Origin of the sequence: Kitasatospora sp. NPDC058046 (assembly GCF_042885595.1) — a bacterium.
In the GTDB taxonomy this organism is placed as follows: Bacteria; Actinomycetota; Actinomycetes; order Streptomycetales; family Streptomycetaceae; genus Kitasatospora.
In genome coordinates this window covers 86678-111968 of record NZ_JBHVRS010000007.1, presented here as the reverse complement: position 1 = coordinate 111968, position 25291 = coordinate 86678, and the positions used below count along the sequence as shown (strand labels likewise).

At 73.7% G+C, this 25291-nt stretch carries 22 protein-coding genes; 16 read left to right on the top strand and 6 right to left on the bottom strand.

What is annotated here, in order from left to right:
- The first annotated feature begins 210 nt into the window (after positions 1-210).
- The 3 genes from ACFVU7_RS16875 (at position 211) to ACFVU7_RS16865 (ending at position 5100) form a co-directional block, all read left to right on the top strand.
- Positions 211-405, top strand: coding sequence for a ribosomal protein L7/L12 (locus tag ACFVU7_RS16875; protein WP_388045691.1), 195 nt, complete (start codon positions 211-213; stop codon positions 403-405).
- 278 nt (positions 406-683) lie between these two features.
- Positions 684-1967 carry a restriction endonuclease gene (locus tag ACFVU7_RS16870; RefSeq protein WP_388045689.1) on the top strand — a complete coding sequence of 428 codons (1284 nt, stop codon included), beginning with the start codon at positions 684-686 and terminating at the stop codon, positions 1965-1967.
- 145 nt (positions 1968-2112) lie between these two features.
- Entirely contained in the window at positions 2113-5100 is a 2988-nt protein-coding gene (locus ACFVU7_RS16865) for an ATP-binding protein (protein WP_388045687.1), read from the top strand.
- 265 nt (positions 5101-5365) lie between these two features.
- On the opposite strand, the gene ACFVU7_RS16860 is transcribed toward ACFVU7_RS16865, so the two are convergent.
- Complete coding sequence (locus tag ACFVU7_RS16860) at positions 5366-6007, bottom strand: TetR/AcrR family transcriptional regulator (protein WP_388045685.1); 642 nt, start codon at positions 6005-6007, stop codon at positions 5366-5368.
- A gap of 50 nt (positions 6008-6057) precedes the next feature.
- Here ACFVU7_RS16860 and ACFVU7_RS16855 point away from each other — a divergent pair, with 50 nt between their 5' ends.
- On the top strand, positions 6058-6576 hold the full coding sequence (locus ACFVU7_RS16855) for a GNAT family N-acetyltransferase (protein ID WP_388045684.1): 519 nt from the start codon (positions 6058-6060) through the stop codon (positions 6574-6576).
- Positions 6577-6666: 90 nt separating this feature from the next.
- Here the strand turns inward: ACFVU7_RS16855 and ACFVU7_RS16850 are convergent, their stop codons facing one another.
- Positions 6667-7137 carry a hypothetical protein gene (locus tag ACFVU7_RS16850; protein ID WP_388045682.1) on the bottom strand — a complete coding sequence of 157 codons (471 nt, stop codon included), beginning with the start codon at positions 7135-7137 and terminating at the stop codon, positions 6667-6669.
- Between the two features lie 403 nt (positions 7138-7540).
- On the opposite strand from ACFVU7_RS16850, the gene ACFVU7_RS16845 reads away from it, so the two are divergent.
- Positions 7541-8749: an RICIN domain-containing protein gene (locus ACFVU7_RS16845; protein WP_388045680.1), complete on the top strand. Its 1209-nt coding sequence runs from the start codon at positions 7541-7543 to the stop codon at positions 8747-8749.
- A 247-nt stretch (positions 8750-8996) separates the two neighbouring features.
- Entirely contained in the window at positions 8997-12065 is a 3069-nt protein-coding gene (locus ACFVU7_RS16840) for a hypothetical protein (protein WP_388045677.1), read from the top strand.
- 87 nt (positions 12066-12152) lie between these two features.
- On the opposite strand, the gene ACFVU7_RS16835 is transcribed toward ACFVU7_RS16840, so the two are convergent.
- On the bottom strand, positions 12153-13223 hold the full coding sequence (locus ACFVU7_RS16835) for a LuxR C-terminal-related transcriptional regulator (RefSeq protein WP_387824114.1): 1071 nt from the start codon (positions 13221-13223) through the stop codon (positions 12153-12155).
- A gap of 168 nt (positions 13224-13391) precedes the next feature.
- On the opposite strand from ACFVU7_RS16835, the gene ACFVU7_RS16830 reads away from it, so the two are divergent.
- Together ACFVU7_RS16830 and ACFVU7_RS16825 are read left to right on the top strand one after the other, a co-directional pair.
- The gene (locus ACFVU7_RS16830) at positions 13392-14135 is read left to right on the top strand and encodes a hypothetical protein (RefSeq protein ID WP_388045675.1); all 744 of its coding nucleotides are present in this window, start codon (positions 13392-13394) and stop codon (positions 14133-14135) included.
- A 144-nt stretch (positions 14136-14279) separates the two neighbouring features.
- Positions 14280-15092 (top strand): isocitrate lyase/phosphoenolpyruvate mutase family protein, encoded by an 813-nt coding sequence (locus ACFVU7_RS16825; protein ID WP_388045673.1) that lies wholly within the window; start codon positions 14280-14282, stop codon positions 15090-15092.
- 80 nt (positions 15093-15172) lie between these two features.
- Here the strand turns inward: ACFVU7_RS16825 and ACFVU7_RS16820 are convergent, their stop codons facing one another.
- Positions 15173-16396, bottom strand: a complete 1224-nt coding sequence (locus ACFVU7_RS16820) for a hypothetical protein (protein ID WP_380739473.1) — start codon at positions 16394-16396, stop codon at positions 15173-15175.
- Between the two features lie 466 nt (positions 16397-16862).
- On the opposite strand from ACFVU7_RS16820, the gene ACFVU7_RS16815 reads away from it, so the two are divergent.
- The 4 genes from ACFVU7_RS16815 to ACFVU7_RS16800 all read left to right on the top strand — a co-directional run bounded on the left by ACFVU7_RS16815 (position 16863) and on the right by ACFVU7_RS16800 (position 20909).
- Positions 16863-17084, top strand: a complete 222-nt coding sequence (locus tag ACFVU7_RS16815) for a hypothetical protein (RefSeq protein WP_387824120.1) — start codon at positions 16863-16865, stop codon at positions 17082-17084.
- 171 nt (positions 17085-17255) lie between these two features.
- Positions 17256-18284: a phosphotransferase family protein gene (locus tag ACFVU7_RS16810; RefSeq protein ID WP_388045671.1), complete on the top strand. Its 1029-nt coding sequence runs from the start codon at positions 17256-17258 to the stop codon at positions 18282-18284.
- Positions 18285-18290: 6 nt separating this feature from the next.
- Positions 18291-19505 carry an acyl-CoA dehydrogenase family protein gene (locus tag ACFVU7_RS16805; RefSeq protein ID WP_380744657.1) on the top strand — a complete coding sequence of 405 codons (1215 nt, stop codon included), beginning with the start codon at positions 18291-18293 and terminating at the stop codon, positions 19503-19505.
- 120 nt (positions 19506-19625) lie between these two features.
- Positions 19626-20909, top strand: coding sequence for an alpha/beta hydrolase family protein (locus tag ACFVU7_RS16800; RefSeq protein WP_388045669.1), 1284 nt, complete (start codon positions 19626-19628; stop codon positions 20907-20909).
- Between the two features lie 33 nt (positions 20910-20942).
- On the opposite strand, the gene ACFVU7_RS16795 is transcribed toward ACFVU7_RS16800, so the two are convergent.
- The gene (locus ACFVU7_RS16795) at positions 20943-21356 is read right to left on the bottom strand and encodes a helix-turn-helix domain-containing protein (RefSeq protein WP_049651883.1); all 414 of its coding nucleotides are present in this window, start codon (positions 21354-21356) and stop codon (positions 20943-20945) included.
- Between the two features lie 97 nt (positions 21357-21453).
- On the opposite strand from ACFVU7_RS16795, the gene ACFVU7_RS16790 reads away from it, so the two are divergent.
- Positions 21454-22275 carry an NAD(P)H-binding protein gene (locus tag ACFVU7_RS16790; RefSeq protein WP_388045667.1) on the top strand — a complete coding sequence of 274 codons (822 nt, stop codon included), beginning with the start codon at positions 21454-21456 and terminating at the stop codon, positions 22273-22275.
- A gap of 8 nt (positions 22276-22283) precedes the next feature.
- Here ACFVU7_RS16790 and ACFVU7_RS16785 read toward each other — a convergent pair whose 3' ends face one another.
- Positions 22284-23042 carry an SDR family oxidoreductase gene (locus tag ACFVU7_RS16785; protein ID WP_388045665.1) on the bottom strand — a complete coding sequence of 253 codons (759 nt, stop codon included), beginning with the start codon at positions 23040-23042 and terminating at the stop codon, positions 22284-22286.
- 192 nt (positions 23043-23234) lie between these two features.
- On the opposite strand from ACFVU7_RS16785, the gene ACFVU7_RS16780 reads away from it, so the two are divergent.
- The 3 genes from ACFVU7_RS16780 to ACFVU7_RS16770 all read left to right on the top strand — a co-directional run bounded on the left by ACFVU7_RS16780 (position 23235) and on the right by ACFVU7_RS16770 (position 25290).
- On the top strand, positions 23235-23861 hold the full coding sequence (locus ACFVU7_RS16780) for a TetR/AcrR family transcriptional regulator (protein ID WP_049660629.1): 627 nt from the start codon (positions 23235-23237) through the stop codon (positions 23859-23861).
- A 400-nt stretch (positions 23862-24261) separates the two neighbouring features.
- The gene (locus ACFVU7_RS16775) at positions 24262-24501 is read left to right on the top strand and encodes an ABC transporter permease (RefSeq protein ID WP_234348641.1); all 240 of its coding nucleotides are present in this window, start codon (positions 24262-24264) and stop codon (positions 24499-24501) included.
- An 18-nt stretch (positions 24502-24519) separates the two neighbouring features.
- Positions 24520-25290 carry a hypothetical protein gene (locus ACFVU7_RS16770; RefSeq protein ID WP_388045663.1) on the top strand — a complete coding sequence of 257 codons (771 nt, stop codon included), beginning with the start codon at positions 24520-24522 and terminating at the stop codon, positions 25288-25290.
- Position 25291: the final 1 nt, after the last annotated feature.

The following is a 25291-nucleotide window of genomic DNA, read 5'->3' as shown; positions in this document are numbered from 1 at the left end:
GGCTGCCGGGCCCGAGACCCTCGCGGGCCCGGCAGCCACGCCTTGCCGTCGTGTCGTTCCGGCCGGCGGCCGAGGTGCCGCCGCGAGCCGGGCGCAAGACAATTCCGGGGACCGGGCGCGGGGGACCACCTACCCTCCGGGCAACGGAGCGAAAGGGGTGGGGAGTTGTACGGCGAGCTGGTCTGTGACGAGGGGCCCATCAGCGTCGTTGTGACCGATCCGGGCCCGCACGTCCTGGAGGTCGCGAAGGCCGTCAGGCGACGGACCGGGCTCAGCCTGTGGCACGGCAAGCTCCTCCTCGGGAGGCTTCCCGCGACCATCCTCGACGACGTGACCTCGGACCTCGCCGAGGCCGTAGCGGGCGAGCTGCGCGCGGCCGGGGCCAGCGTCGAGGTGCGGCGCTGAAGGAGGGCAGGTCGTCGCCGTCCGCCGTCGTTGGCTACACACGGCCCGCGGACACAACCTGGTCCGTGAGGGCAGCACACAGTAGGTCGCGAAGCCAGGCTGTGGATCCGCGCTGAGGCTTTGCCCCGTGTCCTTCCACCCGTCTGCCCCAGGCCGACCGATGCCCGAGGTAGATCGGCATCACGACTCGCCCGTCCATCTGCTTGTCGGACTGATCTGACAAGATCATGGATGGGACAGGTCGTGCCGAAGGGGGAACCGTGGGAAGTTCGTTGCACGTGGGCAGTGTGCTCAGGTACGCGGCTACGAAGGACGCGACGCCGGCGACCGTCGACGGATTCGACAACTTCTACTTCGTCACTGAAAGCCCCGGCCGGCCACGCGCCCAGCTCGAAAAGGGCATCAACCCCATGGCCAAGGTCAAGACGGTGGCCGGGCTGCGGCGACCGGCTGTGATGATCCGGTCGAGCCCTTGGAAGGCGGGCTCGGAACAGACTCCGTGGCACGACGTGTTCGACGTGGACAACGGACATGTCCGCTACTTCGGTGACCACAAGCCCGAAACGATGAAGCCGGTCGGTGGCACCACGGGTAACGCGGCGCTCCTGGAGGCCTTCGACAGCCACCAGGCACCCACGCCCGAGGGAAGGGCTGCTGCCGCGCCGCTGCTGCTCTTCCGTTCCGTCCCGCACAACGGCAGGGACAAGGGCCAGGTCCAGTTCTGCGGCGCGGCCTTGATCGAACGGGCAGAACGTGTCGTCCAGTGGGGAGGCGCGACGAAGACGACGTTCACCAACTACGTGTTCGATCTCGCGGTCATCGACCTCACCGAGGAGGACGACAAACTGTCCTGGGACTGGATCACCGCCCGTCGGGACCCTGGCCGGTCCGATGCCGAGATCCTGAAGCTGGCACCCGCAGCATGGCGAGGTTGGGTCAAGCACGGTCACTCGGTCCTGCCGAAGGTGCGTCGGCGGGTGGCCCGCAGCCAGGTGGTCAAGGTGCGTGACCAGCGCCCGACGGCCGGCAGTTCCATCGAGGCGGACCTTCAGGCGGTCTACCAGCGGTTCGACGACGACAAGCACGCCTTCGAGATTCTGGCAGCGGTCGTCGCCGAGAAGGTGATGCGCGGCTCCGGTCACAGCTACAAGGAGGGTTGGCTCACCCGTCGTTCCGGCGACGGTGGTGCCGACTTCGTCGGGCGGCTCGATCTTGGCAGCGGCCTGGCCGGCACGAAGCTGGTCGTCCTCGGGCAGGCCAAGTGCATCAAGCCGGACAGCCTCGTATCGGCCGAACAGATCGCACGCGTGGTGGCCCGTCTCAAGCGGGGCTGGATCGGCGTGTACGTCACCACCGGCTCCTACTCCGAGCCGGCGCAGTTGGAGATGGTCGAGGACCAGTACCCGGTGGTTCTGATCAACGGGCAGGACCTGGTCAGGGAACTGCGCGAGATTGCCGTCCAGGATCATGGCGGGGATCTCATGACGTGCGTCGACGCCCTGTTGAGCAGCCGATCCCCGGAGGTGCTCAACCGCAGGCCCGAGGAGATCCTTCTCGCCTGAACACCCAGGAGGAGGAGCCCGTGGAGTCGGCGGGACGGCGACGGCGGGGCAGGAGCGGTGGCCGCTGTTCATCGGAATCCGGATTAGGGTCGTGGGCGGGCCGAGGGCGGTCGTGGGCTCTGAGGGACTGAAGCGGATGCAGCGGATGAAGATGACGTTCGGGCTGTTGGGGCCCCTGGCGGTCGCCGTGGACTCCGTGCCGCAGGCGTTGCCGCGGGCCGCTGTGTTGCGGGGGCTGTTGGGGGTCCTGCTGCTGGCGGAGGGGGAGCGGCTGTCGGTGGGGCGGCTGCTGGAGCTGGTGTGGGCGGGGCAGGCGGACCGGGTGGGCCGGGGTGCGGTGCACACCGGGATGTCGCGGCTGCGCGGCTGGCTCGGCGGGTTCGGGGACGAGTCGGTGGTGCTGGAGTCGGACGCGCAGGGGTACCGGCTGGTGACCGGGCCGGGGGCGGTGGACCTCGGGCGGTTCCGCGGGTTCGCCGCCGACGGGGCTATGGCCGGGGCGATCGGGCTGCGGCGCGGGCCGGTGCTGGCCGGGCTGGAGCGGGTGAACCGGGAGGACCCGCTGGTGGCCGCCGTGGAGGACGAGGTGCGTGCCACGGTCCTGGCCCTGGCCCGGGCCGCGCAGGCCGACGGGGCGGCCCGGACGGCCGTTCCCGCGCTGACGGCGCTCGCCGAGGAGTACCCGTACGACGAGCCGGTGCAGGCCGCCCTGTTGGAGCTGCTGGCGGCGGACGGGCGGGCGGCGGAGGCGTTGCGCCGCTTCCAGGCGTTGCGCCGGCGGCTGTCCGAGGAGCTGGGGATCGAGCCGGGCGAGCAGGTGCAGGGCGTCTTCCTGGCGCTGCTGGCGCACGACCGGGAGGACGCCCGCGCCGTTCCGGGGCGGTCCCGGGTGCCTTCCCAACTCCCGCGCGACATCCCGGACTTCACCGGTCGTGACGAGCAGGTGCGGCTCGTCCTGGACGCCCTGGCGGCCGGTCGGGTGCCGGTGATCGCCGGGATGGGCGGCATCGGCAAGACGGCGCTGGCCGTCCACAGCGCCCACCGCGCCGCCGTCGACTACCCGGACGGCCGGCTGTACGCGGACCTGCGCGGGGCCGACGAGACGCCCGCCGACCCGGCCGGTGTCCTCGCCGCCTTCCTGCGCGCCCTGGGCGCGGACCCCCGGGAGATCCCGGCCTCCCTGGAGGAGCGTTCCGCGCTGTACCGCACGCTGCTGGCCGGCCGCCGTACGCTCGTCCTGCTCGACAACGCCGCCGGGGAGCAGCAGATCGGCCCGCTGCTCCCGGGCACGCCGGCGGACCCGGCCGGGCACGGGCCGGACCGCCCGGCCGTCCTGGTCACCAGCCGCGCCGCGCTCACGGCGCTGCCCGGCTCGCACCTCGTCGACCTGCACGAACTCGACGCGCCCCACGCCCGGACGCTGCTGCGCCGCATCCTCGGGGACCGCCGGGTCGCCGCCGAACCGGTGGCCGCCGCCCAGATCGTCGAGCTGTGCGGCGGCATGCCGCTGGCCGTCCGCATCGCCGGGGCCCGGCTGGCCGCCCGGCCGCGCTGGACCCTGGCCCGGCTCGCGCACCTGCTGCGCGACGAACGGCGCCGGCTCGACGAACTGGCCGCGGGGAACCTGGCCGTACGGGCCGGCTTCGCCGTCGGCTACGCCCGGCTGCCGGAGCCGACCCGCCGGACGTTCCGGTTGCTCGGACTGCTCGACGCGCCCGACTTCGCGCCGTGGGTCGCGGCGGCGGTGGCCGACATCCCGCCGGAGCGGGCCGAGCGCCAGCTGGAGGAGCTGATCGACGCCCAGCTCCTCCAGGAGACCGGCACGGAGCCGCACCTGCGCTACCGCTTCCACGACCTCGTCCGGCTGTACGCGCGCGAGCACGCCGAGGCCGCGGACGAGCCGGCCGCCCGCACCGCCGCGCTCGGACGGGCCTTCGGCGCCTGGCTCTGGCTGGCCGAGCAGGCGGCCGACCAGGTGCCCGGGCCGTGCTTCGCGCCGATCCACGGCACCGCGCCGCGCCACCCGATGCCGTCCGGCGTCGCGGCGGCGCTGCTGGACGACCCGATGGCCTGGTTCGACGCCGAGCAGCCGGCCCTGGACGCGAGCGCCCGGCAGGCCGCCGCGCTGCGCATGGTGCCGGTGGCCTGGGACCTCGCCGCCTGCCAGGAGAAGTACTGCGACGTGCGCGGCCTGTACGACGAGTGGCGCACCACCCACCTGGCCGTCCTCCAGGCCTGCCGGACGGCCGGTGACGGCCTGGGCACCGCCGTGCTCACCCGCGGCCTGATCGAGGTGACGACCTGGACCACCCCGGCCGACGGCTCCGGCACGGCCGTCGACCTGGCGGACGGCGCCCAGACGATGGTCGCCCTGGAGGAGCGGGCGCGGCACCTGCGGCGCCTGTTCGAGGAGGCCGGGGAGGTGCGCGGGGCCGCCGACGCCCTCGTCCTGACGGCCTGGAGCCTGGTCGCCCAGGGCCGCGCGCAGGAGGCCCTGGACGCCGGCCACCGTGCCCTGGACCTCGCCACCGCCCACGACCACCCGGGCGGCGAGGCCCGGGCGCACCAGATCATCGCCATCGCCCACGGGGAGACGGACCTCGACCGCACGATCGAGCACCTCACCGAGACGCTGCGGCTGGCGCGGCTGATCGGCAACACCCGCTTCGAGGCGACCGCGATCCAGTTCCTGGGAGCCGCCCACGGCCGGGCCGGCCAGGTGGAGCGGGGCGGCGAGCTGCTCCTGCGCTCGCTCGCCATGGCCCGCTCGCTCAAGGACCGCTACGTGGAGGCGTTCTCGCTGCTGTACCTGGCCACGCTGTACGCGGCCACCGGCGACGGCCGCGCCCGGGAGACGGCCGAGGCCGCGCTGGCCATCGCCCGCCGCTTCGACCTGGGGCACCACCTCGCCCAGGCCCTCGGCATCCTCGGGGAGCTGGACCTGGCGGCGGGGGACCACGCCTCGGCCGTCGCCCACCTGGAGGAGTCCGTGCTGGTGTGGCGCGCCCGCGGCTGGCGCTCCTTCCTCGCGGAGGCGCTCCGGGCGCTCGGCCGGGCCTACGAAGCGGCCGGGCTGCCGGAGTCGGCCGCGCGGGTGCTCACGGAGGCGCGGGAGCTGAGCGACGTCCGGTAGCGGCCGGGCCGGGGCCGTTGCCGGGGCCGTACCGGTCGAGGGCCGCAGCCGTCAGTGATTGGTAAGCGATCGGTAAGCGCCCCTGCCTAGGCTCGATCCCCACGGCACGGGACAGGCGTACGCGTCAGTCCCGTACGCGCCGCATGGGCTGCCGGTCGGGTCCGCGCAGGGGACGGACCCGGCCGGAGGTGCGGCCGTCGGGACCGCGGCATCCGCCGGTGCGCGACATCTGTCGGCCGACGGGATCCGTCGCCCGGGCCGGGGCTCAGGCGAGGGCGGCGTCGAGGAAGGCGTGCCAGGCGGCGTGGACGCGCCGGGCGTGGGACCCGTCGGAGCTGTCGGAGCTGTCGGACTCGTCGTCGACCCCGGCGAGCAGGTCCAGCAGCAGGCCGCGGAGGACGGCGAGCACCACGGTGGGGTTCGCCCGGGTGCCGTCGAGGACGCGTTCCAGCGGTGGCAGCCACTCCTCCAGCGAGGCGGTGCCGAAGTCCGGCCACGGCTCGCGCCGGCCGAAGGCGCGGACGTACCCCTCGAAGAACAGCCGCAGTGCCCCTCGGTGTTCGGGCTGCGTCAGCCACTCCCAGAGCAGGTCGAGGGTCTCGCGGGCGCTGCCGCCCTCGGCCTCGGACCGTTCCAGCAGCGCGAGTTGCTCGGCCCGTCCGACCGCCAGGACCTCCCGGACCAGTTGCTCCTTCGAGCCGAACAGGTACAGCAGCACGCGCGGGCTGGAGCCGATCCCGGCCGCCAGGGGGCGGAGGGAGAGGTCGGACACGCTGTGCTCGGCGACGTAGCGGACGGTCGCCGCGAGGAGGTCCTCGCGGCGCGGGGACGGCTGCCGGGCCGACGCGCGCCGAGGGGATGACGGATGAGGCGACGGGCGGGAGGGCGCGTTGGTGGGAGCGGACACGTGCTCTATCGTTTCACTGAAACGAGTGTTTCAGTGAAAGGGGACGCCGCATGGCCGCCACCGCACCCGGAGCCGCGACCATCCGCGAGGCCCTCCGGCCCGGAGACCTGGGCGCCGTCTCCGCCCTGCACGGCGTCCTCTACTCCCGCGAGTACGGCATGGACGCGACCATGGAGGCCTATGTCGCCGCCGGGATGGCCGAGTTGGTGCTGGCCCGGGCCCGTGAGGGCGGCGCGGCACCCGGCCGCCTGTGGGTCGCCGAGATCGACGGCCGGGTGGTCGGCGCCACCGGTCTCGTCCGGGCGGAGGAGCGCCCCGGCTGGGGCCAGCTGCGGTGGGTGATCCTCGACCCGGACGCCCGGGGCCGGGGGCTGGGCCGCCGGATGCTGGAGACGGCCCTGGACGAGGCCCGGGCCCGTGCGTACGAGGGCGTGCTGCTCTGGACGGTCGAGGGACTCGGCGCCGCCCACCACCTCTACGCGACGGCCGGGTTCGAGCTCACCGTCTCCCGCCCGGCCCGCAAGTTCGGCGTCGACGCGGTCGAGCAGCGGATGGACCTGCGGTTCTGAGGGGACGGCGGTCGGGCGGGCGCGCGGGTTCGCCCCCGTGCTCGGCGCGCGCCGTCGCCCACTGCTGTCCCGTCCTGCGGTTCCCGGTGCTCAGATCTTCACGGTGAGCCAGGCGCCGAGGCCGCTGCAGCCGCGCGCGTCGTAGGTGGTGCTGCGGTACCCGGCCGGGATCGGCGAGTACGGGCAGGTCCAGACGCCGTTGCGGACCAGCTCGTGGTACCAGGCGCCGACGCCGCTGCACCCCTGGGAGTCGTAGTTCGTCAGCACGTAGCCGGAGACGATCGGCGAGCCGGAGCAGGTCCAGAGGCGGTCCTGCGCGGGCCGCTGGTACCACGAGCCGTGGTTGTTGCAGCCGCCGGCGTTGTACATGGTGATGACGTAGCCGGCCGGGACGGGCGCCCCGGAGCAGCTCCAGCCGCCGGCTGCGGCGGCCGCCGGGGCTGAGGAGGCCGCGGAGGCCGTGCCGGCCGCCGTCGTGCCGGTGAGGGCGGCCGCGAGCACGGCGACCGTGGCGGCCGCCCTCCCCGTACGGGTCATCAGCTTGCGGAGGATCGTGGTCACGGCGACACCGTTCCGATCGGTCGTCTCCCCGCCGTCGGTGCGGCGCGGGGAGGGTGTAACAGCGGGGACGCGCCGCACCTTAGCGGCGGTGATCAGGTCGCTGATAGATCCAGATCGATACATCGACTGACCTGACCGAAAACGATCCCAACTGACCGTCATGGCGCGGCCCGGCCATGCTCCGGACGGCGGTCGCCGGATGCGTCCGGTTGGTCGTCCCACGCGCCGCCCGCCCCTGCCCGGACCTCCCGCAGGACCGTCCCGCTGACCAGGGCGTTCGGGCGGATCCGGCAGGAAATCCGTCACGCTCCGTAGTGCTTCCGATTGCCGCGCGCCTCCGGCCGGAGAAATCTTGTGGATGCTCGACCGCCCGATTTCTCCCGATTCTCCCAAGGAGCCCCACGTGTCATTCCCAGCCCGTCCTCGAACCCGCCCGTCCGCCTGGCCGGCGACCGTCGCCGCCTTTCTCTCCCTCTCCGGGATCTGGACCGGAGCCGTGACGGCCGAGGCCGTTCCGACGCCGTCCGCCCTGCCGGCGGCCGCCGGTATCACGGCCACCGGTCAGACGCCCGGCGCCTATTCGGACTGGACCTTCAACACCACCGACACCGTGACGGACGTCGACTTCCGCAACACCGTGGTCACCAGTCCGGGAGACGGCGACGTGTACTGGGCGCACCAGTTCAACTTCGACGGGAACCTCTCCTACACCGGCTTCCAGCTCGGCAAGCAGAACAGCGGACAGTTCCTCTGGTCGACCTGGGCCGACAAGGACCTCCAGTTCAAGGACGGGACCGAGGGCTCGCACTGCTGGAACAACGAGGGTGAGGGTCAGCACCTGCAGTGCTCCAACACCACCGTCAACCACGGCCGTCCCGTCACCGGGGACACCTACGCCTTCCACGTGGAGATCGACCCCGTGACCCACTGGGCGAAGGTCACCGTGAGCGACGAGACCGCCGGCACCAGCTTCGTCCTGGGCGAGGCCCTGCTGCCGAACTCCTCGAAGATCCAGCACAGTTGGAGCAGCTGGGTGGAGTACTTCGACTGGAACGACTCCCGGTACGTGTGCGACGACAACGCGTACGCCGAGAACCGGTGGGGCAAGATGACCGGCAACGGCGGCACCCTCACCGCCGAGAACACGGGAACGTCGACCAGCGGCACCTGTCAGGACATGGTCCGGCAGCAGAAGCAGGACGACGGGACGCTGATCACCGAGACCGGTCTCGGCCAGTCCGCCCGCTGGCCCCTGCGCTTCACCAACGGCGCCTGTCTGGACCGCGGCGGCGCCACCGGCGTGATCACCTACGGCTGCGCCGAATCGCCCAACGGCAACCAGCTGTTCGTCTTCGCCCGCGACGGCAGCATGCGCAGCGCCGAGGGCAACGAATGCCTGGCCGCGCCGTCCTCCGTCGGCGGTCAGATCACACCCGCCGCGTGTGACGGCTCGGCCGCCCAGCAGTGGACGTACGACGTGATGAACGAGGCCGTGGTGAACTCCACCGGCTGGGCCATGACTTCCAGCACCTCCGGGGGCAGCGGCGACCCGGTGACCGCGCAGGTCTTCGACGGGCGCGCCGAGCAGACGATCACGCCCTTCGAGGTGTGACGAGCCACCAGGTGCCAACGCCCCACGAGGTGTCATGAGGTACGAGCTGTCAACGCCCTACGGGGGGTGAACGAGCCGACCCGCCCACGGCCGCGCCGGAACACCCGGCGCGGCCGTTCGTACCCACCCTCTATGATCCCGCCCGGGGGGAAGGTCGCTGAGCTGGGGTACGACACCGCTGTGTCCGCTCTCCCCTCGGGGGCGCACACCCGCGTCGCCGATTCGACGACCGGGAGACGAACACTCGGTGATACTCACTCAACGCCTGGGCCGCGGGCTGCTCGCCGGCGCCTCGGCGCTCGCGCTGGCACTGCTGCCCGCGGGCCTCGCACCCACCACGGCGGCCGCCGCACCCGTCGGCTCAGCACCCAGCGGCTCAGCACCCGCCGGCTCAGCACCCGGCGCACCGGCCGGTGACGGGTCCGGCCCGGCCCCGGTGGACCTCACCACCACGCGCGCCTTCGCGGACACCTTCCGGCTGGACCCGGCCCAGGACACCGACCCGCTGTACGGGCTGAACGTCGGCCTCGACGCCCGGCAGTCGCCCCCGCCCGGGCAGCACGGGATCTCCTACACCCGGGTCTCCGGCCGCTGGGACACCTCGACCGCGCCCGACCAGTGGTTCGTCCAGACCAGTCATCCGGACCACCCCGACAGGCTGCTGTTCGCCAAGGGCGTCTCCGCGATCATGCTCGGCGCGCCCGCCGTCGCGGACGGCACCGGCCACTACACCGTCTCGACGGTGGTCGACCCGGTCGTCGGCGACACCGGCGGCGCCGACTGGGGCTCGATCGTGCTGAGCCGCAGCCACCGCGGCAACGGCTACGTGACCGGCGGCGACGTCGACCTCGGCCTGACCGTCACCTCGGGCGGCAAGCTCGCCCTCTTCCACGGTGGCGGCGGCGAGAACCCCTTCTGGACCGGCACGGTGGCGCCCACGGCGCAGTACGCCGTCTCGCTCACCGTCTCCACCGGCGCCGACCGCGCCGTCACCCTGACGGTGAACGGCACCCCGTTCACCGTCTCCGCGCCGGCCGGGGTGACCCGCTGGCCGGGCAGCGAGTTCCTCTACCTCGGCGCGTACCTCTCCGACCCGAACCGCGTCACCACCTTCGGTGACGGCGCCGGCCACGGCCTGAACGTCAGCCGGATCGACACCAGCGCCACCCGCAGCGCCAAGCCGTTCGTCGACACCTTCGACGGCGCGCCCAACGCCACCGCCGACCACGGCCTCAACCAGGACCTGGCTGCCCGCCAGCCGAGCCTGATCTCCGCCAACTACACCGCCGTGTCGGGCGTCAAGGGCCTGGCCCTCGACCCGCCGGCGGGCTCGGTGCAGGTCAACAGCCCGGCCCACCCGAACGTGCTCTCCTTCCCCAAGGGCACCTCGGCGGTCCGCCTCAACAAGCCGGCCACCTCGGACGTCCAGAGCGGCGCCTACACGGTGCACGCCGTCCTGACCCCCGTGGTCGGCAGCACCTCCGGCCAGGACTGGGCCTCCCTCGCCGTCGGCAACGCCTCGGGCGGCACGGGCGCCGTCGACGCCGAGGACATCGCGCTCGGCCTGCGCGTCCAGGCCGACGGCGGGCTGACGCTCTTCCAGGGCGGCACCCCGACCGCGCTGCCCGCCGTCCAGCCGGCCGGCTCCTACGAGGTGTCGGCCGCGCTGGCGACCGGCGACCGGCAGCAGGCGACCGTCAGGGTCAACGGCACGACGGTGTTCTCCGGCCGCACCGCCGCCAAGCTGCCCCGCGACGGCTACGTCTCGCTCGGCGCCCACCACTCGGCGGCCGGCCAGGTCACCACGGCGGACGACCTGCGGGTCTCCATGCTGGGCGGGCTCGGCTACTACGGGTTCTTCGACATCCGGGACCCGAACGAGCCGAACTTCAGCGCCAACCACGCGCCGGAGGTGGCGCAGTGGACCAACTTCAACAACTACCTGCGCGACCAGGACCCCCGCCTGGAGTTCCTGGACCAGTGCCGGCCGGCCGCCTGCGTGATCGACCTCAACCAGGAGACGGTGGTCCCGCGTTCGCCGGGTTCCTGGGCCGTCGACCCGAACCCGAACGCCGCGCGGAACCTCCTGAACCTGGTGCGGCGCATCGGGCCGAACATCGACAAGATCGGTGCCGTCGACGTGAGCGACGAGCCCTACTCGCACGGCCTGAGCCCCGCGCAGGTCCAGACGCAGGCGGAGCAGATCAGGGCCGCGTTCCCGGACAAGACGCTGATCATGAGCCTCGACCGCTGGAACGCCGAGCAGACCGCGCCGATCCCGTCCACGGTCGACATCGTCGGCTTCGACTACTACTGCGAGGGCCGCGGCGAGATCCAGCGGCTGCTGGCGAACCTGAAGACCTTCCTCTCCTCGCCGGACCAGCACCTGATGCTCTTCCCGGAGTCCACCAACGAGTACCGGGTCGCCGACGGCTGCTACTCCGGCAAGACCGACGCCGACATCGCGGCGTACAACGCCGAGTACCGCGCGATCGCCGCGCAGGACCCCCGGGTCGTCTACCTGCAGAACTTCCGCTGGCTCGGCCCGGACCAGCCGAACAAGGTGCCGCTGACCGTCGCGGCGCAGAAGAGGATCGGCAAGGCCGTGGTCGACGCCACGCCCACGCCGGCGCCCGCCTCGGTGGGCGTGTACCGGCCCTCGGACGGCAGCTTCGGCCAGGCCGCCCACAACGGCTGGTACACCGGCCAGGCCGTGTTCGGCGGCGGGGGTGGCGACGTCGTCCCGCTGACGGGCCACTGGAACGGGCCGGGCACCGACACCGTCGGCGTCTACCACCGCGACACCGCGACCTTCCAACTGTCCTACGACAACGCCACCGTGGCCGCCACCTTCCCGTTCGGGGCCCCCGGTGACGTCCCGCTGGTCGGCGACTGGAGCGGGCAGGGACGGAGCACGGTCGGCGTCTACCGGCCCAGCGACCAGTACTTCTACCTGTCCGACGACAACGCCACCGTCAGGTACCGGATCAAGCTGGGCAACGAGGGCTGGAAGCCGCTGGTCGGCGACTGGGACGGCAACGGCACCACCACCGTCGCCGTCTACGACCCGCAGACCCAGACCTTCTACCTGAACGACTCCAACGAGACGGAACACCCGCGCCCGGGCGTCAGGTTCGGCAACCCCGGCGACCGCCCGGTCAAGGGCGACTGGGACGGCAGCGGCAAGGAGACCATCGGCGTGTACCGGCCCGGCGACCAGACCTTCTACGGGGCCGCCGAGAACTCCGACCTGGTGGTCTACAGCAGGAAGTTCGGCAACCCGGGCGACATCCCGCTGGTGGGCAACTGGGGCTGACACCCCGTCCGCCCGCCCGGCACGGCGCCCTCCCGACCGCCGCGCGGCGGTCGGGAGGGCGCCTTCGGGCCGGCCGCACGGCGCGGGTCAGCAGCGCCCCTCGCCGAGCATGATCCGCGCGATCAGCTCCTGGCGGCTGCCCACCCCGGTCTTGGTGAACACCGACTTCAGGTGGTCCTGCACCGTGTACGGCGTCATCGCGAGGGCCCGGGACACGTCCCGGGTGTCGCCGCCGCGCACCAGCAGCAGCGCCACCTCCCGCTCGCGGGCGGTCAGCCCGTACGCGGCCAGGTACAGCGGCATCACCTCGGCCGGCGAGGCGGGCGAGGCCACCACCGTCACCGCGCCCGCCGCCCCGCCGTCGCGCAGGGCGGAACCGTGCAGCAGGTACCAGCGGTCGTCCCGGCTCCACACCCGCACCGGGGCCTGCGGGACGGGCAGCCCGTGAGCCGCCCGGCGGGCCTGCTCGGCGGCCATCGCCACGCCGGTCGGGACGGTCAACGAGGTCGGGGTGGGGTCGGCCAGCCGGGCGAGCAGCTCCTCGGCCGGTCCGGACAGCGCCTGCAGCCGGTTGCGCCGGTCCAGCACCAGCACCGCCGGCCCGGCATCCGCCTCCTCGGGCGGGCCGGCCGGTACGTGACAGGCCCTCAGCGCGTGGCCCAGGTGCCGGGCGGCGGCGTCGGCGAGCTGCCGCTGGCCCTCCAGGTACGGACCGCGGTCCGGAGCCCGCAGGAACGCCGCGCACCCCCACATGCCGCCGGCCGCGTCGAACACCGCCCGCAACTCGTCCCCGAACCCGGCCGGCCTGACCTGCTCCCGGAACCGCACGCTCTCCCGCAGCGACCCCCGGGTCGCCCGGCTCAGCGTCTCGGCCTGCACCCCGCTGCGCCGGATCTCGGGAAAGGTCGCCACGTCGTCCGCCCACACCTCCAGCCGCACGGCGTGCTCGAACGCGTCCAGGGTGAGGTCCTCGCTCTGCACCGAGTTCACCAACCCCGTCGCCGGATCCGCGGTGTGCCAGCACACGGCGTCGAACTCCAGCACCGGCCGCAGCAGTTCATCCGCCCGCCGGAAGACCTCGGGCGCCGTCAAGCCCGCCCCGGCAAGCTCCCGCACCCCCTCGATCGCCGCCCGCCCCGCCACCCCACGTCGCCCCATCCGGTGAAGCTAGCACGACAGTTCGCGCCCCACCCACGCACCGAACGGCAGCGCGGAGGCTCCCTCCCCGGGGGCGGAGAGGGCCAGGGGCGGTCCGAACCGCCGCCCTGGGCGCGGGCCGGGCGAAATCCGCATGACAGCGGTGGAAGGCTCCGGGATCATGGGCCGGTGGCCACGGAACCGGACATCCTCGACCTGAACATCCTCTGCCCGCCGCCCGGCGAGGGCTACCTGGAGGTCCGCCCGGTCGTCAGCGGCCGGGACCTCCTGGCCGAACTGACCCTCCGCAACAGGGAGTCGGGCGGCCCCCGGTTCATCGGGTCAGGTCCCCGGTACCTCCTGGGCCGGGGCGGGCGCTTGCACGCCACGGCCGTGCCCCGGGAGGTCCGGCTCGGTGTGTCCGGGTGCGGCCTGGAACAGTGCTGCAGCACCCTGTACGTGACGGTCGGTCGGGACGGGGAGCACGTCGTCTGGGCGGGCTGGCGCGACCCGGCCGAACGGGGCTTCGACCTGCCGGAGTTCCGGTTCGCCGCGGACCAGTACGAGGCCGAGGTGCTGCGAGCCGAAGCGGACCGCGGCTGGGAGTGGCCGGGGGCAGTGGTCGCGACGCTGCTGGAGGAAGGGCTGAGGGGACGCGAGGACTGGCTCGCCAGGTGGGAGTGCGAGGTGGAGGCCGTCTGGGCCTCCCGCCTGGAACCCGACCGGATCGACGTCATCCTGCGGCATCCCCCCGGCCGGGAGGAGACGGGTCTGCCCTGGGCCCAGTTCTCGATGATCCTCCCGATCTCCGCGGAGGACCCGTCGGACCAGGCCGAGCGCCTCGAAGCGCGGCTGACCGCGGGCGACCCCCGTGCCACCGCCGAGCTCTGCGGAGGCTACGAACCCGAACAGGTGGGCTACCCCTGGCCGTAGCGCCCTTAGCCCTGGCCCCCTGCCGGCGACGCTCCGCGGCTGCCCCGCGGCTGCCCCGCCCGGCGCTCGGGCGGCCTGGGCTTGCGGTCGTTGGTGTCGGTTTTCCGCCGGACAACGGTGGCGGCCGCTGGTTGCCTTGAGGGCATGATCAACGCCAGCAAGTCCGCGCTCTTCCGCTCCCTCCACACTCCCGCTCGCCCGCTCGCGCTCGCGAACGCCTGGGACGTGGCCAGTGCCCGCGTCATCGAGGCCGCGGGGGCGGCCGCGATCGCCACCACCAGTGCCGGGGTGGCCTGGTCGCTCGGTGCCCCGGACGGGGACCGCGTGCCCCGGGGCCCGGTGCTGGAGGCCATCGCCCGGATCGCGGCGGCGGTCGCCGTCCCGGTGACCGCTGACATCGAGGGCGGTTACGGACAGAGCCCGGCGGAGGTCGCGGAGACCGTCACGCGGGTGCTGGAGGCCGGCGTGGTGGGCGTCAACATCGAGGACGGCACCCGCCCGCCGGGCACCCTTGCCGACCGGATCGCGGCCGCCCGCGGTGCGGCGCGGCGGGCGGGCGTCGACCTGTTCGTCAACGCCCGTGTCGACACCTACCTGCTCGGGCTGGGCGACCCCGCCACCCGGCTGCGGGAGACGCTGGGACGGGCGCGCTCCTACGTGGACGCCGGCGCGGACGGGATCTTCGTCCCCGGTGTCACGGACCCTGGCGTCATCAGGGACCTGGCCGCGGGTCTGACGGTGCCCCTCAACATCATGGCGGGGCCGGGCACCGCGCCGGTGGACGAACTGGGGGCCCTGGGCGTGGCCCGGGTCAGCCTCGGCTCGGGGGTGGCCCAGGCCGCCTACGCCGCCGCACGGCAGGCGGCACTCGACCTGCACCGCGCCGGCGGCTACGACTCCCTCCGGCGGACCATCGACTACCCGGAGCTCAACGGCCTGTTCACCGCGAGCGGCTGACCGCGCCCCAGCCACGGCGGTCCGGCCGAAGACCCGGCGCCGGCGCACGGGCGCCGGGTCTCCGGTGGCGGTCCGCCGGGCTACTTGGCCAGGCGGGACCAGTCGGCCGGTTGGGCGGGGTCGAGTTGGCGGAGCTGGTCGAGGACCTTCGGGTCCTGGGCGTCGAGCCAGTCGGCGACCTGGCGGAAGGAGACGCAGCGGACGCCGTCGCGCTTGCAGACGCCCTTCATCACGTCCTCGACGGCCTGCATGTAGATGCCGCCGTTCCAGGACTCGAAGTGGTTCCCGATGAACAGCGGGGCGCGGCTGCCGTTGTAGACGCGTTCGAAGCCGGCGAGGTAGCTCTCGCGGGTCTCCTTCTCCCAGGTGTCGTACTTCTTGGGGTCGCCGTTGGTGGTGTTCCCGGACTGGTTCGCCAGGAAGTTGAAGTCCATCGAGAGGCTCTGGGTGGACTTGCCGGGGGTGGGGAGCAGCTGCAGCGGGAAGTTCCAGATGCCCTCCTTCTTCGTCGGCCAGACCTGGAACTCGCCCGGGGAGCTGGCGTCGTAGCGGAAGCCCGTCGCCTTCTCGGCCGGCAGCAGGTTCTTCTGGCCCTCCAGGCAGGGGGCGCGGCCGCCGACCAGTTCCTTGGTGTAGTCGAAGGGGAGCGGCGGGAGGTCCTTGAAGCCGGTGTTGGTCTTCCAGTTGGTGACGAAGGAGACGGCCTGGTCGAGTTCGCTCTTCCACTCCTCGGTGCTCCACTCGCCGCCGCCCTTGGCGTTGCAGAAGTGCCCGTTGAAGTGGGTGCCGATCTCGTTGCCGTCGAGCCAGGCGAGGCGCAGCTGTTCCAGGGTGTCCTTGATGTGGGGGTCGGTGGCGTAGTCGATGGAGGCGTCGCCGGGCTTGTGCTGCGGCGGCTTGTAGAGCGTGCTCTTGGACTTGGGGAGGGTGTAGAGGCCGCTCAGGAAGAAGGTCATCTGGGCGTTATTCTCGGCGCCGAGCTTGCGGAAGCGGGAGAACTGGCGGTCGTCGCCCTCCAGGGCCCCGTCCCAGGAGAAGACGACGAACTGCGGCGGCTTCTCCCCGGGCTTGAGCTTCTCCGGCACGGGCTGCTTGGGCTGCGGGCCGGTGTCGGAGGTGGAGCCGTCGCCGAGCACCTTGACCTGGCCGTCCCAGGTGGGGGTGGGAGCGGGCGGTGGCGGGGCGGGGGCCTCGGTGGTGGTGCTCGGGGCGGGGCTGGGCGGGGTGGTGCCGGTGGTGGCGGTGGGTCTGCTCGGTGTGCCGTCGCATCCCGTCGCCAGGGCGGAGGCCCCGAGGACCCCCATCGCCAGCAGGATGGCCGAGCCGCGAGCAGTCCGCACGGGACCCCATTTCTCTGATCTTCAATCAGAAGCTGTTCAGAAGATGATCGATGAATGTGATCATCAGAACACTTTTGATCGACCTCTGTCGAGGTCGGGAAGGTGTGGCTTTGGTGGGGGTGGGCCGGGTGAGCAACTCCCTTGTGGGGCGCGGGAGATGGCGCGCCGAGCGGGCTCCGGTGGAGGCCCCCGGAGGGTGTGGGGGTGAGGGGTGGTTCATCGTCGCCACCACCGCAACGGCCGCGGCCGCCGATGGGTTCAGCGACTGATCGGGCGTCACGCGGGTTTCGGCCAAGTTCGTGGCATGGGCATGGCGCTACGTGCCCGGCCGTTCCGGCCCCGGCTAGGGTCGCTCCAGCTCAGCGAACCTCCGGCGCCCCACGGCCCTCGTGCGGCGTCCCGTGGACCTTCCCGATTGGACTGGTGTGCCATGAACAGGACGTACTACCGCCCGCTGGACCGTCCCTCGACCACGAGCGTCCGCAGCCGGCTCGCCGCCGCGGCCGGGGCCGCCGCGGTGGCCGCCTGCGTGCTCACCGGCGTCGCGGTCGCCGCCGCCGGTGCCGCGACCGCCGCGCCCGCCTCGGTCCCCAAGCCCGCCGTCACCGTCTATGGCGTGGCCGGCGCCACCCAGCCCGCCGCACCCCGCTAGACCCGCCCCTTCGACGCGCCCGGGTGGCGGTTCGTCCGAACCGCCACCCGGGCGTCGCCGTTCCCGCCGGAGGGCCCCCGGCCGGGCTTCGGGGCATTGACAGGGGACATCCTCGGGCTGAATGCTAAGCAAGCGCTTAGTCAATGAGGATCCACCCCGAGGAGCCGCCCGATGGCCGAGACCCCCGTCGACCCGCCAGGCCTGGACCTGGCCCGTCTCCGGTCCCGGCTGGAGCGCGAGCTGCCCGGCCTCCTCCAGGGGCCGCTGCGGGCCGACCTCATCGAAGGGGGCCGCTCGAACCTGACGTACGTCCTGGGCGACGGCGCCTCCCGCTGGGTCCTGCGGCGCCCGCCGCTCGGGCACGTCCTCGCCACCGCCCACGACATGGGCCGCGAGTACCGGGTGATGACGGCGCTGCGCGACACCGGGGTGCCCGTGCCCCGGACGCTCCTGCTCGACCCGGACGACGAGACCCTCGGCGCCCCCTGGTACCTGATGGAGCACGTCCCCGGCACCGCCCACCGGAACGTCGCCCCGCTCGCCGCCCTCGGCGAACGGCGGGTGCACGCGCTCGGGCAGCGGCTGGTCGACACCCTCGCCACCCTGCACCGGATCGACCCAGCCGCCGTCGGCCTCGCCGACTTCGGCCGGCCCGAGGGCTACCTGGAGCGCCAGCTGCGCCGCTGGTCCAAGCAGTTGGCCGCCTCCCGCAGCCGCGACCTGCCCGAGCTCGACCGCCTGCACGCCAGGCTCGCCGAGCGCCTGCCGGCCTCGCCCGCGCCCGCGCTCGTGCACGGCGACTACCGCCTCGACAACGTCCTGGTCGACGACGCCGACACCATCACGGCCGTCCTGGACTGGGAGATGTCCACCCTCGGCGACCCGCTCACCGACATCGGTCTGCTGGTGATGTACACCGAACTCGCGGGCGTCGGCGGTGGCATCATCCCCTCCGCGATGACCGCCCCCGGCTTCCCGAAGGCCGACGAGATCGTCTCCCGCTACGCCGACGCGACCGGCCGCCGGGCCGAGGACCTCGACTGGTACGTCGCCTTCGCCTCGTTCAAGCTGGCCGCCGTCGCCGAGGGCATCCACTACCGCTTCCGGCAGGGCCGCACCCTGGGCGCCGGCTTCGAGCGCGCCGGCGAGATGGCCCCGATCCTCGCCCGGCACGGCCTGAGCACCCTCAAGGAGAGCTGAGAACCGATGGACTTCGCCTACGACGCCCGGACGGAAGAACTCCGCGAGCAGCTGCTCGCCTTCATGGACGAGCACGTGTACCCCGCCGAGCCCGTCCTCGCCGCCCAGCTCGCCGACCCGGCCCGCGACCGCTGGGCCGTGCCCCCCGTCGTCGCCGACCTCCAGGCCGCGGCCCGCAAGCAGAAGCTCTGGAACCTCTTCCTGCCTGGTGAGCTCGGGGCCGGCCTCACCAACCTCCAGTACGCCCCGCTCGCCGAAATCACCGGCCGCAGCATCCAGTTGGCCCCGCCCGCGCTCAACTGTGCGGCGCCCGACACCGGCAACATGGAGCTGCTCGCCCAGTTCGGCAGCGCCGAGCAGCGCGAGCGCTGGCTGCGCCCCCTCCTCGACGGCCGGATCCGCTCGGCCTTCGCGATGACCGAGCCCGAGGTCGCGTCCTCGGACGCCACCAACATCGCGACCCGGATCGAGCGGGACGGCGACGCGTACGTGGTCAACGGCCGCAAGTGGTACATCACCGGGGCGATGAACCCCGACTGCCGGATCCTCGTCGTGATGGGCAAGACCGATCCGGCCGCCGAGCCGCACCGCCGGCAGAGCATGCTGCTCGTCCCGCGCGACACCCCGGGCGTGACCGTCCGGCGCGGCATGACGGTGTTCGGCTACGACGACGCCGACCATGGCGGCCACGCCGAGGTGCTGTTCGAGGACGTCCGCGTCCCGGTGGGGAACCTGATCGGCGAGGAGGGTACGGGCTTCGCCATCGCCCAGGCCCGGCTCGGCCCCGGCCGGATCCACCACTGCATGCGGGCCATCGGCATCGCCGAGCGGGCGCTGGAGCTGATGTGCCGTCGGGCCAACGAGCGGGTGGCCTTCGGGAAGCCGCTGGCCGAGCAGGGCGTGGTGCAGGACTGGATCGCCGAGTCCCGGGTGCGGATCGAGCAGCTGCGGCTGCTGGTGCTGAAGACCGCCTGGCTGATGGACACCGTCGGCAACCGGGGGGCGCACACCGAGATCCAGGCGATCAAGATCGCCACCCCGCGCACCGTGGAGTGGATCCTGGACAAGGCCGTCCAGGCGCACGGCGCGGCGGGCGTCAGCCAGGACACCCCGCTCGCCCAGCTCTGGGCCGGCAACCGCACCCTGCGGCTGGCCGACGGCCCGGACGAGGTGCACAAGCGCTCGCTGGCCCGGAGGGAACTGCGGCAGTACCGGCGCTGACCCGTAGGGGTGTGACACCCGGGTATTCCGGGGCGGGTTGGCCCCCAGGTATGACGGCGGCGGCCCGTTCCCGACCGTAGTGTCCTGCGTGTTCGATCGATCGGAACACGGAGGGACACCATGGGAATTCCGGGACGGGCGGTGGCGGCGGTGGTGCTGGCGGCGGCAGCCGCGGTGGGCACGATCGGCACGGCCGCGGGAGCGGTCCTGCCGCCGCCGGGGGACACGAGCCCCGGGCGGCAGGCCCGGGCCTGGCTGCCGGAGCCCAGCGGGCCGTACCCGATCGGGACCACCGCCGTGCACCTCACCGACACCGCACGGGAGGACCCCTGGCACCCCGGGCAGCGGCGCGAGCTGATGATCAGCCTCTGGTACCCGACCTCCCGGCCGGCCGCCGGCGACGACCGGGCCCCGTACATGGAGCCCGCCGCCGGGCGGCACTTCGACGGCCCGGACGGCGTCGGCCTGCTCAACTACGGCACCACGCCCGGCCGCACCGACTGGTCGGCCATCCGCACCCACGCCCGCCGGGACGCCCCGGCGCTGCCCGGCGGCCCGCGCCCGGTGGTGCTGTACTCGCCCGGCCTCGGCGACCCGCGCACCTGGGGGACGGCGCTGGTCGAGGACCTCGCCTCGCGCGGCTACCTGGTGGTCACCGTCGACCACACCTACGAGGCCTCCGAAGTCGCCTTCCCCGGCGGCGACCTGGCCCCCTCGGTTCTCCCCGGCATGCTCGGGCAGCCCGGCCTGGACGTCGGCGCGGTGCTGCGCAAGGCGATGGACACCCGGGTGGCCGACACCCGCTTCGTGCTGGACCAGCTCGCCGCGCTCGGCGAGCGGACTGGCCTGCCCGCCGGGGTCGCCGGGGCCCTCGACCTCGGCCGGATCGGCATGGTCGGCCAGTCGGCGGGCGGCTTCACCGCGCTCCAGACCATGCACGACGACCCGCGGATCGCGGCCGGGATCAACATGGACGGCCAGCTGCACTTCCCCGGCCCCGACGGCCACACCGGCGTCTTCCTGTCCAGCGTCGCCGAGGACGGCCTCGACCGGCCGTTCCTGCTGATGGGCACCGGCAGCGAGGACTCCGGCGGCTACCGCGACCAGCCCGGCTGGAACGCCCTGTGGCGGCACAGCACCGGCTGGCACGCCGACGTCACCCTCACCGGCTCCCGGCACGGCTCGTACACCGACGCCCAGCCGCTGCTCCCGCAGCTCGCCAGGCAGGGCGTGCTCGGCGCCGACCAGCTGCGCAAGGACGTCGGCGACATCCGCCCCGGCCGGGCCGAACTCGCCACCCGCAGCTACGTCGCGTCCTTCTTCGACCGCTGGCTGCGCGGCCAGGACGACCACCTGCTGGACGGGCCCTCGGCGCGCTTCCCGGAGATGGCGTACGAGCGGTAGCCGGGCCCGGCGTGCCGGGGACACCGGACGGGGTCAGCGGATCCCGGAGCCCGGGTTGGCCCCGTCCCACCGCCGCCGGGAGTCGACGATCGCGTCGTGGTGGTCGTACGACCAGTCCGTCATCGCCCGCACCAGGTGGGTCAGGCTGTGGCCGAGCGGCGTCAGCTCGTACTCCACCTGCGGCGGGACGGTCGGGTGGACGGTCCGCGAGACCATGCCGTCCCGTTCCAGGCGGCGCACGGTCAGGGTGAGCATCCGCTGCGAGATGCCCGGCAGCGCGCGCTGCAGCTCGCGGAACCGCCGTACGCCCTGGGCGAGTTCGACGACGGTGAGGACGGACCACTTGTCGCCCAGGCGGTCCAGCAGGTCGCGGATCCCGCAGTCCACGCCCTCCTCGCACCAGACCACCGGGCGGGGGGTGGTTACCGCGGTGTGCCCTGCTGACATGGAAGTGCCTCCTTACGCCGGACGCCCAGGCTACCGAGGATGGTCGCGAAGCCGACGAACGATCATCTGCTCGACCGACCATCCCTGGAGGAACCCCATGCTGCTCGTCACCGGAGTCAACGGAGGCCTGGGCGCGCTCGTACTGGAGCGGCTCGCCGGGCGGGAGGGCGTCGTCGCGGGCTCGCGCACACCGCAGCGGGTGCCGGCGGGCGTCCCGGCCCGGCTGGTGGACTTCGACCGCCCGCGGACACTGGCGGAGGCCTTCACCGGCGTGCGGACCCTGCTGCTGATCTCGGCCGGCGCCGCCGAGGACGACGTGGTGATCGCCCGGCACGGCGCCGCGATCGGGGCGGCGGAGCGGGCGGGCGTCGATCACGTGGTCTACACCAGCCTCTCCGGCGACGGCGACCACCTGCCCTACGCCCTCGCCCACCGCTGGACCGAGCGGCGGCTGCGCGCGTCCGCCACCCTGCGCTGGACGGTGCTGCGCAACGGCCTGTACGCCGAGTTCCTGGGCGCGATCACCGCCCCCGGCCCGGACGGGGTGATCAGCGCCCCGCTCGGCGACGGGCGGCTCGCGGCGGTGGCCCGGGCGGACCTGGCCGAGGCGGCGGTGAACGTCGCCCTGGCGCCCGCCGGGCACGCGGGCCGGACGTACGAGCTGGTGGGGGAACGGGCGGTGGGCGGCGCGGAGGTGGCCGAGGCCCTCGGCGCCGCGTACCGGCCGGGACGGCTGACGGACGCCCGGGCGGCGGTGGCGGCCTCGGACGCGCGGGACTTCCAGGTGCCGATGGTGGTGGGCACCTACTCGGCGATCGCCCACGGCTTCCTCGCCGGCCCGGGCGGGCCGGGCGACCTCGCGGCCCTGCTCGGCCGCGCGCCCCGCCCGGCCCTGGAGGTCATCGCCGAGGGGCGGTGACCTCCAGGTCACATGCCGCCGCCCAGGGTGACCCCGCCGTCGACGACCAGGGTCTGGCCGGTGATCCAGCCGGCGTCGGGGGAGAGCAGGAAGGCGACGGCGCCGGCGATGTCCTCGGGGACGCCGAGGCGGCCGAGCGGGTAGGCCTTGGCGACCTTCTCCTCGCGGCCCTCGTACAGGGCCTCGGCGAACCTGGTCTTGACCACGGCGGGGGCGACGGCGTTGACCCGGATGCCCTGGGGGCCCAGCTCGGCGGCGAGTTCGGTGGTGAGCCGGATCAGCGCGGCCTTGCTGACGCCGTACATGCCGATCCCGAGCGAGGAGCGGATGCCCGCGATGGAGGCGACGTTGACGACCGAGCCGCCGTGCTCGCCCAGCCACGCGGCGTGCGCGCGGCGGGTCCAGGCCAGCGGGGCCAGCACGTTGACGGCGAGGATCTTGGCGGCGGCGGCCTCGTCGGTGTCGAGGACCGGCCCGTAGACCGGGTTGATGCCGGTGTTGTTGACCAGGTGGTCGAGCCGGCCGAAGGCCTCCAGGGTGCGGGCGACGGTCTCCTCCTGGTGCGCCGGGTCGTCGGCCTTGCCCGCGACGGCGATCGCGTTCTCCGGGCCGCCCAGGTCGCGGACGGCCGCGGCCAGCGGCTCCGGGTTGCGGGCGGTGAGGCAGACCCTGGCCCCGCGGTCGACCAGCTCGCGGGCGATGCCGAGGCCGATGCCCCGGCTCGATCCGGTGACGACGGCCACCCGGCCCTTGAAGGAGTGCACCACGGAGCGTCCTGCCTTTCGTGCGGGGGATCCCTGCTGTCAGCTGACTAAGCGCTTGCTCAGCATGCTGTCGGTGCGGGAGGCTGTCAACAGTCCGCCGACCGCTTGCCCGTCGCACGCCGGCCCGGGCCGGAGGTCGGGCCGAGGGGTGGCCGGCGCGAAAGCCTGTACGAGTTTCTCTGGGAGGATGACGCCATGACCAGCACCCCGCTCGCCGACCTCTGGCCGACCCTGCCCGGCGCCGACGCCCGCCCCGAAGCGGCGTACCGGCTGCTCCAGGCCGCCGTCGAGTCGTTCGCGGAGCGCGGCTTCCACGCCACCACCACCCGGGACATCGCCACGGCGGCGGGGATGAGTCCGGCCGCGCTGTACATCCACTACCAGTCGAAGGCCGCGCTGCTGGCCGAGATCAGCCGGGCCGGGCACGCCGCCACGCTGACCCTGGTCCGGGGCGCGGTGGCCGGCGGGGGCGGACCGGCCGAGCGGATGCGGGAGCTGGTCGAGCAGTTCACCGCCTGGCACGCCCGGGCCCGGACGGTCGGCCGGGTGGTCAACTACGAGCTGCACGCGCTGCCCGAGGACGCCTACGCGGTGGTCGCGGCGCTGCGGCTGGACATCGAGCGCGAGGTCAGCGCGCTGATCGAGGCGGGCGTGGCGGCGGGGGAGTTCCAGGTGGCGGAGGTGCGGACGGCGGCCCGCGCGGTCACCTCGCTGGGCATCGACGTCTCCCGCTGGTACACCGACAACTCCTCCGAGGCGCCGGAGGAGCTCGGGCGCCGCTACGGGGAGCTGGTCCTGCGGATGCTCGGCGCCCGGGTCTGAGCCGGCGCCCCCGTGCCGCCCGTGCCGCTCCGGGCCCCTTGACCTGCTGCGACGAGGCGAGCAGACTCGTATACGCAGTACGTGTCCCTCGTACGTGTGCCTCGTAGACGTACGGCGCCGACGACGTTCGGTGCCACCCGGCCCCGAGAGACGGCCCCCCGCGCGGCCCCGCGCCGCGCCCCCAGCAGCACCCTCCCGCGGCGGCCACGCCCCCGACCGGCGGCGCCGACGGGAGCAGACCCCGACCCGGGCCGGTCCGGCCGGCCGTGTCGCGGGGCCCGTGCGGCCCGGCGGCACCGGGACGGCGCGCGTGGCGCGCCGGGCGCGGCCCGGGTGGAGGGAGAGGGGAGGCGCGGCAATGCCTTCCCAACAAGCCCCCGCCCATCGACGACCGAGCCCGGTGCGCCCGCGATTCTGGCTGGAGACGGCCCTCGGCGCGCTGTCCGGGCTCCTGTTCCTGCTCACCCTGGTGTGGCCGCAGTGGATCGAGACGCTGCTCGGCCTCGACCCGGACGCCGGCAGCGGCGCCGCGGAGTGGCTGGTGGTCGCGCTCGCGGCCGCCGTCACCGCCGGGTGCGCGCTCGGCGCGCGGACCGAGTGGCGCCGGGCGCACCCGGCCCCGGTCCGCGCCGCGCGGTGAGCGGATCGGAGGACCGTCATGACCGACACCGCACCCGCCGCCGCACCCCGGCTGACCGACCTCGTCCGGAGTGCGCCGCTGAGCTTCCTCGGCACCGTCACCAGGGTCGGCGGCACCTCGCTCGCCGCCCTGCCGGCCGAGGCCAGGAACGAACGGACCGCCGTGGTCCGGGTGGACCAGGTGCTGCACGCACCCGCGGCCTTCCGGCAGCTCGGCGGCAGCGAGATCACCGTCCAACTGGCCACCGACGCCGAGCTGTTGAAGGTCGGCGACACGGCGGCCTTCTTCACCAGGGGGATGGTCTACGGGGAGGGCCTGGGCGTGGCCGAGGTCGGCCGGCTGCCGGCCGACGCCGTCCAGCAGCACGTCTCGCTGGCCGCCACCACGGCCGACGAACTCCCCTTCTCCTCGGTGCAGCGGGAGATCCGCGACCAGGACCTGGCCGCGCACGCCGCCGAGGCGGACGCCGTCGTGGTCGCCACCGTGGTCGGCCTGGAGGACCTCGGCCTGGCCGAGTACTCCGAGCACGACCCGCACTGGTGGCGCGCCACGCTCGACGTCTCGCTCGTCGAGTCCGGCGGCGCCGCCCCCGGACCGACCACCGTGCTCTACCCGGCCAGCGGGGACATCCGCTGGCGCGCGGTGCCCAAACCGGCGCCCGGGCAGCTGGGCCTGTGGCTGCTGCACGCCACCGGGGGCGAGCTCGCCGCGCGGGCGCCGTACCGGCTGCTCCATCCCGAGGACTACCAGCCGGCGCAGAAGCTCGCCGTGCTGCGGGAACGGAGGTGAG